11 protein-coding genes are annotated in these 11,942 nt (G+C 75.9%); 4 read left to right on the top strand and 7 right to left on the bottom strand.

Annotated elements, in window-relative coordinates; translation table 11 throughout:
- Positions 1-5: 5 nt before the first annotated feature.
- Entirely contained in the window at positions 6-1,109 is a 1,104-nt protein-coding gene (locus ACGFI9_RS29510; RefSeq protein WP_393183048.1) for a potassium transporter TrkA, read from the bottom strand.
- 428 nt (positions 1,110-1,537) lie between these two features.
- Between ACGFI9_RS29510 and panD the strand changes: the two genes are divergently transcribed.
- Entirely contained in the window at positions 1,538-1,972 is a 435-nt protein-coding gene (panD, locus tag ACGFI9_RS29505; RefSeq protein ID WP_393183046.1) for an aspartate 1-decarboxylase, read from the top strand.
- An 11-nt stretch (positions 1,973-1,983) separates the two neighbouring features.
- Here the strand turns inward: panD and ACGFI9_RS29500 are convergent, their stop codons facing one another.
- Together ACGFI9_RS29500 and ACGFI9_RS29495 are read right to left on the bottom strand one after the other, a co-directional pair.
- Entirely contained in the window at positions 1,984-2,379 is a 396-nt protein-coding gene (locus tag ACGFI9_RS29500; RefSeq protein ID WP_393183044.1) for a DUF2267 domain-containing protein, read from the bottom strand.
- A gap of 74 nt (positions 2,380-2,453) precedes the next feature.
- Entirely contained in the window at positions 2,454-3,722 is a 1,269-nt protein-coding gene (locus ACGFI9_RS29495) for an MFS transporter (protein ID WP_393183042.1), read from the bottom strand.
- Between the two features lie 99 nt (positions 3,723-3,821).
- On the opposite strand from ACGFI9_RS29495, the gene ACGFI9_RS29490 reads away from it, so the two are divergent.
- Positions 3,822-5,135 (top strand): PLP-dependent aminotransferase family protein, encoded by a 1,314-nt coding sequence (locus tag ACGFI9_RS29490; protein ID WP_393183041.1) that lies wholly within the window; start codon positions 3,822-3,824, stop codon positions 5,133-5,135.
- Between the two features lie 54 nt (positions 5,136-5,189).
- Here the strand turns inward: ACGFI9_RS29490 and ACGFI9_RS29485 are convergent, their stop codons facing one another.
- Positions 5,190-5,588 carry an NUDIX domain-containing protein gene (locus ACGFI9_RS29485; protein WP_393183039.1) on the bottom strand — a complete coding sequence of 133 codons (399 nt, stop codon included), beginning with the start codon at positions 5,586-5,588 and terminating at the stop codon, positions 5,190-5,192.
- Between the two features lie 60 nt (positions 5,589-5,648).
- Here ACGFI9_RS29485 and ACGFI9_RS29480 point away from each other — a divergent pair, with 60 nt between their 5' ends.
- Complete coding sequence (locus ACGFI9_RS29480; protein ID WP_393183037.1) at positions 5,649-7,787, top strand: molybdopterin-dependent oxidoreductase; 2,139 nt, start codon at positions 5,649-5,651, stop codon at positions 7,785-7,787.
- 105 nt (positions 7,788-7,892) lie between these two features.
- Complete coding sequence (locus tag ACGFI9_RS29475) at positions 7,893-8,597, top strand: CBS domain-containing protein (RefSeq protein WP_393183035.1); 705 nt, start codon at positions 7,893-7,895, stop codon at positions 8,595-8,597.
- Positions 8,598-8,641: 44 nt separating this feature from the next.
- On the opposite strand, the gene ACGFI9_RS29470 is transcribed toward ACGFI9_RS29475, so the two are convergent.
- Genes ACGFI9_RS29470 through ACGFI9_RS29460 form a run of 3 tightly spaced genes read right to left on the bottom strand, consistent with a single transcriptional unit; the run spans position 8,642 to position 11,849 of the window.
- Complete coding sequence (locus ACGFI9_RS29470; RefSeq protein WP_393183034.1) at positions 8,642-9,997, bottom strand: hypothetical protein; 1,356 nt, start codon at positions 9,995-9,997, stop codon at positions 8,642-8,644.
- Positions 9,994-10,812, bottom strand: a complete 819-nt coding sequence (locus ACGFI9_RS29465; RefSeq protein ID WP_393183032.1) for a sugar phosphate isomerase/epimerase family protein — start codon at positions 10,810-10,812, stop codon at positions 9,994-9,996. The genes ACGFI9_RS29470 and ACGFI9_RS29465 overlap by 4 nt, the downstream gene beginning before the upstream one ends.
- Positions 10,809-11,849: a zinc-binding alcohol dehydrogenase gene (locus ACGFI9_RS29460; protein WP_393183031.1), complete on the bottom strand. Its 1,041-nt coding sequence runs from the start codon at positions 11,847-11,849 to the stop codon at positions 10,809-10,811. The genes ACGFI9_RS29465 and ACGFI9_RS29460 overlap by 4 nt, the downstream gene beginning before the upstream one ends.
- Positions 11,850-11,942 lie beyond the last annotated feature (93 nt).

The following is an 11,942-nucleotide window of genomic DNA, read 5'->3' as shown; positions in this document are numbered from 1 at the left end:
CTTGGTCAGGCCAGCCGGGCGGCGGCGGGCACGGGTGGCGCCTGCCTCAGCCGTCCCCGTAGCGCGGTGAGTTCTTCGGTGACCTGGTCGAGGGCCGAAGGGGTCCAGCCGTCCGCGAGGGCGGGCAGGTGGTCGGCGATCGCGACGGCGGTGGCCGACGGGTACTCGATCCGCCCGTCGACCAGGTGCACCCCGTCGCGCCGCCCGACCCGCAGGTTCCAGTCGACGGCGGCGGTCGGGGTGACCTCCGCGGGGAGGTCCAGGGCGATCGTCTCGGCGGAGATCCGGACCGGGTACCCGCCGGGCAACCCCATCGGCCCGGGCAGGTTGGTGCGGATCTCGGCGCCGGTGACGAGGTCGAGCAGCAGCCGGGCCGCGGCGTGTCCGGCGATGTCGTTCAGCTCCCGGCGGGGCAGCGCCCGGTCGGCGGCCAGCAGGGCGGTCACCCCGGCCACGGGGCCGCTGTCGGACCAGGCGAGGACCTCGTCGTCCGGGTCTGCCGGAGCGGCGAGGTGCACGTGGTGGCCGAGCATCGCGAGCCGGTCGGCGGCTCCGAGGCCCAGGCTGGCCCGCAGGCAGGCGGTCAGCGTGGCGACGTTGCCGATCCCGCACAGCACGGGCAGGTCGAGGGCGGCCAGCAGCGGGTTCACCAGGTCCGGGAAGGCGCCGTTGACGAACCGGGTCGCCGGGGACACCCGGGCCACCGCCCGGGCCAGCCGTACCGCGAGCGTGGCCTGCAGCGGGAGGGTGAGTCCGAATCCCGCTTCGGCGACCAGGCTGGTCCACGCCGAGGGTGCGGTCAGCCGCTCGTACGGCGACTGGTCCGAGGCGCAGCAGACCAGCACGTCCGGGCGGAGCCGGCCCAGCGCCTCGACCTCGTCGGTCAGCGGCTCGGCGGCGAACGACACGCCGGTGCCGCTGACGCCGGCCCGGATCCGGCAGGCGCGGGCGAGCTCGTCGACCGCGGCGCCGTCGCGGGCCAGCAGGGTGACCAGGACCGGTACGTCGGACCGGCCGGGCGAACAGGACGGTGCGAGCGCCGCGAGCGAGTGCGCGACGGCGCGGGCGAGAGCTCCGCTGCCGACCAGCGCGATGTGTCGAGGGATCATCGTGCGTGGACCAGACCGGCCCCGCGCAGCTCCATCTCGGACCGAATCAAGACATGGAGCACCACAGCACGCCTCTCCCCCCAGACAGGCACACGTCCGCATCGTCGCGGACACGATCGACGCAGTCGCATGGATCGAATCGACGCGACGGCATCCGCGAGGGATACTGCCATGGATTCCCCACGGGTGGATAGCCCGTGTCGGATACTGTCCGGAACAGGAATTTCGACCGCCTAGGCCGCCTCGTCCCGGAATCAGTTGCGCCGGGTGCCCCCTGCGCCGGACGAAATTCGGTGTGCTGAGCTACGCTGCTGCCCGCACGCCGAAGCGGGCCGAGCGACAGGTACACATCGGACAGTGCCGCCGGCGCCACTCCAACCGAACCGTCCGTGCAGGACACGGGCGTCACGGCGAAAGGCTGAGGACACGTGTTCAGGTCGATGATGAAGTCGAAGATCCACCGAGCCACCGTGACGCAGGCCGATCTGCACTACGTCGGCTCCGTCACCGTCAGCGGAGAGCTGATGGAGGCGGCCGATCTGCTGCCCGGTGAGCAGGTGGACATCGTCGACATCGACAACGGCGCACGGCTGACCACCTATGTGATCGAAGGTCCCCGCAACTCCGGGGTCATCGGCATCAACGGGGCCGCCGCCCGTCTGATCAACCCCGGCGATCTTGTCATCCTCATCGCCTATGCGATGGTCGAGGATTCGCAGGCGCGGGACTTCAAGCCCCGTGTGGTGTTCGTGGACGCCGACAACAAGCTGATCAGCCAGGGGCACGACGCGGCGGAGGTGCCGGACGGCCACGGCCTCACCTCCGGCGCGACGCTGCGGGTTCCCGGGGTATCCGTCGGCTGACCGAGGAGGCGTCAGGGAGAGAACGGCGGCCGGGGAATCGGGTCGACCATCGCGTCGAATCCCTTCGGCAACTGCGCGACGAGGTCCTGGAATTCGTCGACCGTGACCGTCTCCCGCAGCGTCGCGAGCACCGCCCGGGTGCCCACCTCGGCGACCGCCGGATCCACCCCGGCCCGGTCGGCGACCCGGCGCACGAAGGTCACCACGCCCCCGTCCCAGCCGCCGCCGGCCGGGGCGGTGAGATAGCCGCTCACCTCGTCGGGCAGCTGCGCCGCCAGGTCGGCCGACTCGCCCGCGGTGATCCGGTCGGCGAGGGTCTGCAGCACCGCGCGGGAGATCGTGGCGGCCTGCTCGGTGGGCAGCTCGGAGCGGCGGGACACCGCCTCGACGAATCGGGGAAACCGCACCTGAGCCTCCTGTCACTCGCCGGCCGCCACCGGGCCGCCGCCGGTTACCCAGGGCCGGCGGCGGCAAACGGCGGTCAGCGGGCGACCGGCACCGGATCGGCGGCCTCCGCCGGGACGGCCAGGTCCGCCGGGTCCGGGAAGTCCCGGGTACGCCAGACCGGCGAGCAGCGGGTGACCAGCGCCGCCGCGGCCATCCCGAGCGAGGCCAGCGCGAGGTACGCCGGCGCGCCCAGCAGCCCGGTCAGCGCGCCGCCCAGGGCCGCCCCGAGCGGCATCGCTCCCCAGATGACGAACCGGCTGGTGGCGGTCATCCGGGACAGCAGCGCCGGGGGCGTGGCGGCCTGCCGGAGGCTGACCGCGTTGACGTTGTAGAGCCCGCTGGCGAAGGCGTTCATGGCCAGGCCGGCGCCGATGCCGAGCGGGTGCGGCAGCAGCACCAGCGCCGCCCCGGCCTGGAGCACGGCCGCCCCGGTGACCGCCCGCCCGACGCCGAGCCGGGCGCGGGCCCGGCCGGCCACCGCCGCGCCGGCCAGGTAGCCGAGGTTGGCCCCGGCGACCAGCAGCCCGACCGTGGTGGCGGGCAGGTGCAGCTCGCGGACCGCGTACACCAGCAGCATGGCCAGGAAGCCGGCGTGCCAGACGTTGGTCAGGCCGGAGCAGAGGGTCAGCGCCCGGACGACCGGGTCGCGGAACACGAAGCGGATCCCGCCGAGGGCGTCCCGCCACACCCCGGTCGCGCCGGGGGCGGTGGACCGGGCCAGCCGGGGCGTGCCGGCGAGCAGCAGGGCCGAGGCGACGAAGCTGGCCACGTCGACCAGCAGCGCGACCGGTGCGCCGAGCGCCCCGACCAGCACGCCGGCCAGGCCCGGACCGGCGGTCTGCCCGACCGCCCGGGTCGCCTCCAGGCGGGCGTTGGCGTCGGCGAGCCGGCCGGCCGGCACCACCGCCGGCACCGCCGCGAAGTAGGCCACGTCGAACAGCACCGTGGCGCAGCCGGCGAGCAGCGCCACCACCACGAGCTGGGCGAGGCTCAGCAGCCCGGCCGCCCAGGCGAGCGGGACGCTGGCCAACAGCAGGGCCCGGACGAGATCGGTGACGACGAGGACCGCGCGGCGGGGCAGCCGGTCCACGATCGCCCCGGCGGGGAGGCCGAGCAGCAGGTACGGCAGGGTGGTCGCCGCGGTCAGCGCGGCCACCCCGGTCGATCCGGTGTCGAGCACGGTCAGCGCCGCCAGGGGCAGCGCCACGGTGGTGACGTGGGTGCCCAGGGTGCTGACCGCGTCGGAGAGCCAGAGCCGGCGGAAGGTGGCGTGCCGCCAGAGGGCGGCGGAGGTGACGGTCATGGGAGCAGCGTCGGGCGCGTACCGGCAGGATCGGGCCGGCCGGATTGTCACGGTGACAATCCGGCGGCGGCCGGCCGGCGCGGCGGCTAGATTGTCACGGTGACAATCTGGGAGCCGGCGGGGCTGTCCGGGTCGGGACCGCGCTACCTGGCGCTCGCCGACGCGATCGGCGTCGACATCGCCGCCGGCCGGCTCGCCCCCGGCGACCGGCTGCCCCCGCAGCGGGAGCTGGCCCGCCGGCTCGGCGTCACCATCGCCACCGTTGGCCGCGCCTACCAGGTGGCCGCCCGGCGTGGCCTGCTCACCGGCGAGGTCGGCCGGGGCACCTTCGTCGCGCCCGCGCCCACCCCGCCGGCCGCCGCCGGCCCGCCGGTGCTGGACGTGGCCGCCGTGCATCCGCCCGGGCACGGTCCGGTGCACCGCGCCGTCGCGCCGATCCTGCACCGGATCGCCGCCGACCCGCTCGCCGTGGGCGCGGAGGACGCCGACGCGGTGCGGCACCGGATCGCCGGCGCCCGCTGGATGGCCCACGCCGGCTGGCGGCCCGACCCGGACACGGTGGAGGTGACCGCGGGCGGGCAGCACGGCCTGGCCGCCGCCCTGGCCGCGGTGGCCCAGCCCCGGCAGGTGGTGGTGACCACCGAGCTGACCAACCCGGGGCTGCTCGCCGCCGCCCGGCTGCTCCGCGTCGAGCTGGCCACCGTGCCCAGCGACGCCGCCGGGGCCCGGCCGGACGCGATCGACCGGCTCTGCGCGCGCCGCCGGGTGGCCGCGCTGCACCTGCACCCGACCCTGCACAACCCGACCGGGGTCACCATGCCGGCGGACCGCCGGCGGGAGATCGCCGCCGTCGCCGCCGCGCACGACCTCACCGTCATCGAGGAGGACCCGTTCGGCGCGCTGCGGCCGGACCGGCCGCCGCCCGTCGCCGCCTGGCATCCGCGTACGGTGCACCTCACCGGCATCACCAAGACGCTCGCCCCCGGGCTGCGGATCGGCTACCGGTACGCCCCGGCGTCGCTCGCCGACCCGCTGCGCGCCGCCGCCCGCGCCCTGGCCTGGGCGCCCGCGCCGCTGGTCGCCGAGGTCGCCACCCAGCTCGTGCTGAGCGGGACCGCGCACCAGCTCGCCGCCGCCCGCGCCGCCGAGCTGGCCGGCCGGGCCGCGCTCGCCCGGGAGCTGCTCGGCGACCGGGTCGCCGCCGCCGGGCCGGCGCCCTTCGCCTGGGTACGCCTCGACCACGACGCCGAGGCGGTCACCGCGCTCGCCCGGCGTCGGGGCGTCGCGGTGGCCGGGGTGGACGAGTTCGCCGCCCGGCGGGGCGTGCCGCCCGGGCTGCGGGTCAGCCTCAGCGCCGACGAGGAGACGGTACGCACCGCGCTGCGCGCCCTGGCCCGGCTGCTGCCCGGCTGAACACCCGCGCGGGCCCTCTCCCGCCTGCCGCCAGGTTGACGTTGGGCGGTGGCGTCAGCGCAACGCGCCGGTCGACCGGAGGTGGTCGAAGATGAGCTGGTCGACCGGGGAGACGCGGGGCCGGTCCGGGTAGCCGAGCCAGGCCAGCTCCGCGATCTCGCTCGCCGGCCGCAGCGTGCCCCGGTAGTCGGCGGCGTAACAGGTCATCCGGACCAGCGTCCCGGCGGCCTGGCCGTGCGCCTGGGCCGAGAAGGTGCCGACGGGCGCGACCGACTCCGGCACGATCGCGACGTCCAACTCCTCGCCGATCTCCCGGACCAGCGTCTCCAGGTCGGTCTCGCCGGCCTCCCGCTTGCCGCCGGGCAGGTACCAGACGTCCTTGCCCCGGGACCGGGTGCTCAGGACGCGGCCGTCCTCGATCCGGATCCAGGCCACCTTGTCGATCTCGCGCACGGCGCTCCTCGGGCTCGACTGCGGGGCCCACCCTAACCAGGGGGTCGGTAGGCTCGCCGCATGGCCCGTACCACCCATCCCGGCGCCTGCCCGCTGGACTGCCCGGACACCTGCGTCTGGCAGCTCACCGTGGAGGACGGTCGGGCCGTCGCGCTGCGCGGCGACCGCGACCACCCGTTCACCCGGGGCGCGCTCTGCGGCAAGGTCAACCGCTACCTCGACGCGGTCAACGGGCCCGACCGGCTGACCACCCCGTACGTCCGGACCGGGCCGAAGGGGGTCGGCCGGGTCTCCTACCGGCCGGCGAGCTGGGACGAGGCGGTCGCGCGGGTGGCTGCCGGGCTGCGGGCCAGCATCGAGCGGGACGGCCCGGAGGCGGTCCTCCCCTACTACTTCGCCGGCACCATGGGGCACGTGCAGGGCTGGACGATGGGCCCGCGGCTCTTCGCGTACCTGGGCGCGTCCCGGCTGGACACCACCATCTGCACGGCGGCGGCGCGGGCGGCGCTGGGCTCGATCTACGGCGCCTCCGTCGGCTTCGAGCCGGAGTCCATCGTGGACGCGAGGCTGATCGTGCTCTGGGGCGCCAACCCGCTCGCCACCAACCTGCACCTGTGGCCGTTCGTGCAGCAGGCCCGGGAGCGGGGCGCGTACCTGGTGACGATCGACCCGCTGCGCACCGACACCGCGGCGCGCAGCGACGAGCACGTCGCCCCGCTGCCCGGCACCGACGCGGCGCTGGCGCTCGGCCTGATGCGCGGCGTCCTCGACGCCGGCGCGGCCGACGAGGAGTGGCTGGCCGCGCACACCGTGGGCTGGCCGGAGCTGCGGGCCCGGCTCGGCGAGTGGCCGGTGGAGCGGGCCGCCGCCGAGTGCGGCCTCCCCGTCGAGGTGGTCCGCCGGCTCGCGGAGCGGATCGCCACCACCCGGCCCACCGCGGTGCGGGTCGGGCTCGGGCTGCAACGGCACCGCGGCGCCGGCCAGGCGATCCGGGCGATCTGCGCGCTGCCGCTGGTCACCGGCGACTTCCGGTACCCGGGCGGGGGCGCGCTCGTCTCCACCAGCGGGCATCACCCGATCGACGAGGGCCCGGTGATCCGGCCGCCGGGCATGCCCGCCCAGCCCGCCCGGTCGCTGAACATGAGCCGGCTCGCCGCGGTGCTGACCGGGGAGGCCGACCCGCCGGTGACCTCGCTCGTGGTGTTCAACGCCAACCCGGCCGCCACCGCTCCCGACCAGCACCGGCTGCTCGCCGGCCTGCGCCGGGACGACCTGCACACCGTGGTGCTGGAGCAGCGCTGGACCGACACCTGCGACTACGCCGACGTGGTGCTGCCGGCCACCATGCAGCCGGAGCACCTCGACCTGCACTCCTCCTACGGGCACCACTACACGACCCTCAACCTGCCGGTCACCGAGGCGCCCGGCGAGGCGCTGCCGAACACCGAGATCTTCCGGCGGATCGCCGCCGCCCTCGGGATCGACCACCCCCGGCTGCGGGACAGCGACGAGGAGCTCGCCCGGCAGCTGCTGCGGGACACCCCGGTCAGCTTCGAGGAGCTGCGCGAGCGGACGTACGCCCGGACCACCGGGGTGGCGGTCGGGTCGGCCCCGTACGCCGAGGGCGGCTTCCCGACCCCCGACGGGCGGGCCCGGCTGCACGACCCGTCGCTGGCCCGGTTCGGGGTGGATCCCCTGCCCGGCTTCACCCCGCCGGCGGAGGCCGGCGACGCGGCGCTGGCCCGCCGGTTCCCGCTGGTGCTGCTCGCGCCGGCCGGGCGGTTCCTGATGAACTCCACCTTCGCCTCGCTGCCCTGGCACACGAAGCGGACAGGGCCGCCCCGCGTGCACCTGCACCCGGACGACGCGGCGGCGCGCGGCCTGGCCGACGGCGACGCGGTGCGGGTCCGCAACGACCGGGGCGCGTTCCTGGCGGCGGTCGCCGTGGACGAGGCGACCCGGCCGGGGCTGGCCTTCACCTACAAGGCGTACTGGGCGCGGCTGAGCCCGGGACGGGCCACCGTCAACGCGGTCACCGCGGTCCGCGACACGGACCTGGGCGGCGGACCGACGTTCCACGACTGCCGGGTCGAGGTGGAGCCGGTGCCGGCCGAGCTGCTGGTCCCGGACCCGCCCGCCGACGCGGCGGCCGTGCCGGCCCAGCCGTCGGCGGACGTCGAGGTGGTGCCGGCGGGCTGACCAACGCGCCGGCCCGGGACTTCCGGCCCGGCCGGGCGGTCCCTGCGCCCCTGCTCCCGGCCGCCCCCCGTGCCTAGCGTGGAAGCCGGAAGCAAGGAGGCAGCCATGCGTACGTGGCAGGTCCAGGACGTGATGACCACCGACGTGGCGTCGGTACGGGAGGGCACGGCGTACCGGGAGATCGTCGACGTGCTGACCGGCCGGCATGTGACGGCGGTGCCGGTGGTGGACGGGGCGCGGCAGGTGCTCGGTGTGGTCTCCGAGGCGGACCTGCTGTACAAGGTGGAGCTGCTGGGGCAGCCGCAGGAGCGGCGGATCCTCCCCAACCGGCACCGGCGGGAGGCCCGGGCCAAGGCCGGCGCCACCCTGGCCGCCGATCTGATGACCGCTCCCCCGGTCACCGTGCGGCCGGACGCCTCGCTGGTCGCGGCGGCCCGGATCATGGACGAGCGGCACGTGAAGCGGCTGCCGGTGGTCGACGACCTCGGCCGGCTGGTCGGCATCGTGACCCGCGGCGACCTGCTGAAGGTGCACCTGCGACCGGACGCCGACATCCGCCGCGACGTGGTGGACGAGGTGCTGCGCCACACGCTCGGCGTGCCTGACCGCGTGGTCGACGTGACCGTGGCGGGCGGGGTGGTGACCCTCACCGGCCAGCTCGACCGCTGGTCGACGGTGCACCTCGCGCTGCGCCTGACCCGCCAGGTGAGCGGTGTGGTGGAGGTGGTCGACGCGCTCGGGTACGCGATCGACGACGCCCCGATGTCCGCGCTGCGGGCGGGCGCGACGACCCCGGCCGGCATCGCCTGACGGGGTGCCGGGTGAGCCGCCGGCGTCGGTTCGACGCCGGCGGCTCACCCTTCGGCGAGGGCGTCCAGCAGCAGCGCGGCGGTCCAGCTGAACGCCGGTGAGCCGAGGCCGGCGCCGGTGTCCGGGTGGAAGTACTCGTGGCAGCCGCTGCGGGCGACCAGCTCGAACATCGACTCGCGCAGCCCGGCGGCCAGGTCGGGCCGGTGGTGGGCGCGCAGCCCGCGCCAGAGCAGCCAGCCGATGTTCAGCCAGCTCGGGCCGCGCCAGTATCGCAGTGGCTCGAAGTCCGGCGCGGTGCGGTCGTACGTGGGCAGCGGGCGGTCCATCCGGGCGGCCAGGCCGAAGCGGGGCGAGCACGCCTCGGCGAGCACCGCCCGGACCTGGCCGGCCGGCAGGTCGGGCAGGATCAGCGGCATCAGCCCGAGCACCGTCCGCGCCGGGACGAGCCGGTCGGTGCGCAGGTCCCGGGGGTGGAAGGTGCCGGTGACCGGGTCGTAGAGCCGGTCCACCAGGGCCTCGGTGATCCGCGCCGCGCGCTCGCGGTGCGACCCCGGGTCGGCGCCGACCACGCCGGCGATCCGGGCCAGGGCGTGCTCGGCCGCCCCGAGCGCCGCGTTGACCAGCGGGCACTCCACCAGGAACGGATGCCGTCCGGGCAGGCCCTGGTCCTGGTAGCGGCCCGCCCGGTAGGCGTCGACGATCGCGACGTAGCGGGCGTAGTCGAGGTCCGTGGGGCGGTGCGCCGCGTCGGCGTGCGCGGTGTCGTGCCGACGGTACGCGCGCATCACGGCGGCGTCGGCGGGCACCGCGGCCATCGGCTCGTCCCAGGCGGGGCTGTTGTCCAACCCGGACTCCCACGGGTGCACGATGCAGGCCAGCCCGCCCCCGCCGACGTCGCGCGGCCCGGTCAGGTAGCGCTGCTGGGCGACCAGCCGCGGGTAGAGCCACCGCAACGCCCGCACCGACGCCTCCGACGGTGCCCGGCGGTGCACCAGCCAGGCGGCCGGGGCGTGCACCGGCGGCTGGACGATCCCCGAGGTGGCCCCGGCCGGGGCGCCCGCGGCGCGGCCCGAGTCCCAGAACTCCGGCCCCGGGAAGTACGCGCCGGCCCGCACCGAGGGGTTGAATACGATGTGCGGCACCCGCCCGTCGGCCCACTGGGCGGCGAAGAGCGTCCGCAGCTCCCGCCAGGCCCGGTCGGGGCGCACGTGCGCCAGCCCGATCGCGATGAACGCCGAGTCCCAGCTCCACTGGTGCGGGTAGAGGGTGCGCGACGGGACGGTGTGGTCGTGTTCCCAGTTGGCGTCGAGGGTGGTGACGGCCAGCCGGCGGAGCAGGGCGGAGCGTTCCGCGCCGCCGGCGCGCAGCGACGCCGCCCCCGCCGGGGTGCCGCCGGTCACGCCGCCGCCCGTCTCGGCCCGGCCTGGGTGAGCACCGTGGCGGCCTGCCGCAGGGCGGCGACCGGCTCCCCGCGCAGCCGGCACTCCAGGGCCAGCCACCCGGGATAGCCGAGGTCGTCGAGAGTACGCAGCAGCGCCGCCCAGTCCAGGTGCCCGGCCCCCGGCTGGTACCGGTTGGAGTCGCTGACCTGCACGTGCCCGAGGTACGGCGCGGCCGCGCGCAGCGCCGCGTGGACGTCGTCCTCCTCGATGTTCATGTGGAAGGTGTCGGCGACCACGCGCACCGAGGGCAGGCCGACGGCCCGGCACAGGGCGACCGCGTCGTCGAGGCGGTTGACCATGTGGTCCTCGTACCGGTTGAGGGGTTCGAGGAACAGGGTGACCCCCTCGGCGCGGGCGTGCTCGCCCAGCTCGCCCAGGGCGTCGAGGAGCACCTGCCGGTCACCCTCCGGCGGGCGGGGCGGCTCGAACGGCGGCAGCCGGCGGGAGAACATCCCCCAGGCGGCGGGGGTCATCGCGCCGATCCCGCCGAGTTCGGCGATCACCGAGAGCTGGGAGCGGAGGTTGCGGACCGCGTCCCGCGACCGTTCCGGGTCGAAGTCGCCGATGAAGTGGTCCATCTCGACGCAGACGGTCGGCATGACCACCCCGTCGGCGCGGGCCCGGCGCAGCTCCGGCAGCCGGCGGGCGAACGCCAGGTCGCCCCGGCCGCGCAGCTCGATGCCCTGGTAGCCGAGGGAGACGGCGAGGGCGTACTTGTCGGACAGGCGGGCGCCGGGCAGCAGTTGCTCCTGGCAGGCGAGTGGGATGGTCATGGAAACCTCAGCACGACTTGGAGGACGTCACCGTCACCGCGGTCGAGCAACGCCAGCGCGTCGGCCACCGCGCCCGCGTCGACGACGTGGCTCACCAGCGGCAGCGGGTCGACGCTGCCCTCGGCCACCAGGTCCATGAAGGTCCGGGCGATCCGGGTCCCGGTCCACCGGCCGGCCGTGCCGGGTGCCGGGGTCGGCCCGGAGACCTGGGCCGCCACCAGCTGGATCCGGTTGTGGTGGAACTCCTCGCCGAGCCCCAGCCCGTGGGCGTACCCCTGGTAGAAGCCGGCGGCGACGACCCGGCCGGCGTGGGTGGTGGCCCGGATCGCCTCGTGCAGCGCCGGGTACGACCCGGACAGCTCCAGGCAGACGTCGGCGCCGCGCCCGTCGGTGACCGCGCGCAGCACCGTGGCGGCCGAGTCGGTGGCGGCGTCGACCACCCGGCGGGCACCGAACCGGGCGGCGTGGTCGAGCCGGGCCGGCACCCGGTCGACGGCGACCACCCGGGCTCCGGAGAGGACGGCGAGCCGGGTGCCGAGCAGCCCGATCACGCCCTGCCCGAAGACCCCCACCCAGTCGCCGAGGTGCAGGTCACCGGCGAGCACCGCGGTCAGCGCGATGGCGCCGGGGCGGGCGAAGACGGCGGCGAGCGGGTCGAGCCCGGGCGCGAGCGGGGTGACCGCGCCGGCGGCCAGGACGGCCTCCGCGCGGTGTCCCCAGATCCCCCAGACGACCTGCCCAGGGCGGCGGTCGCCGACGTCCGGGGCGACCTCGACGACCTCGCCGACCTCCTCGTAGCCGAAGCCGACCACCGGGTAGGCGGGTGCGGCCTGCCGGGGCACGAACATCCGGGCGGCGTCGTCCCAGTCCTTGCTGAGCCGGGGGTTGCTGCCCCGGTAGAGGGTCAGCTCGGTGCCGGCGGAGATGCCCGAGTAGCAGGTGCGGACGCGGATCTGGCCCGGGCCGAGCGGGTCCGGGGGGCAGGGCTCGAGGCTCACACGCCGGGGCCCGGCCAGAGAGACAACCCAGTTGGCCATGGCGTCGCTCCGAGGGAAGTGCCGGACCCGATTCTAAACCGAAATATTGGTAAATGTCTTGTAAACGATCAATCGAGGGGGTTGAATCCCTGA

The sequence above is a fragment of the Micromonospora sp. NPDC048930 genome, assembly GCF_043197935.1.
In the GTDB taxonomy this organism is placed as follows: Bacteria; Actinomycetota; Actinomycetes; order Mycobacteriales; family Micromonosporaceae; genus Micromonospora.
The sequence above is the reverse complement of the archived record's forward strand: the minus strand, read 5'-3'. Positions and strand labels throughout refer to the sequence as shown.

Coding starts and splice junctions, on each gene's coding strand:
- ACGFI9_RS29510 (WP_393183048.1), bottom strand. CDS start 1,109: ATGATCCCTCGACACATCGCGCTGGTCGGCAGCGGAGCTCTCGCCCGC.
- ACGFI9_RS29495 (WP_393183042.1), bottom strand. CDS start 3,722: ATGACCGTCACCTCCGCCGCCCTCTGGCGGCACGCCACCTTCCGCCGG.
- ACGFI9_RS29480 (WP_393183037.1), top strand. CDS start 5,649: ATGGCCCGTACCACCCATCCCGGCGCCTGCCCGCTGGACTGCCCGGAC.
- ACGFI9_RS29475 (WP_393183035.1), top strand. CDS start 7,893: ATGCGTACGTGGCAGGTCCAGGACGTGATGACCACCGACGTGGCGTCG.
- ACGFI9_RS29465 (WP_393183032.1), bottom strand. CDS start 10,812: ATGACCATCCCACTCGCCTGCCAGGAGCAACTGCTGCCCGGCGCCCGC.
- ACGFI9_RS29460 (WP_393183031.1), bottom strand. CDS start 11,849: ATGGCCAACTGGGTTGTCTCTCTGGCCGGGCCCCGGCGTGTGAGCCTC.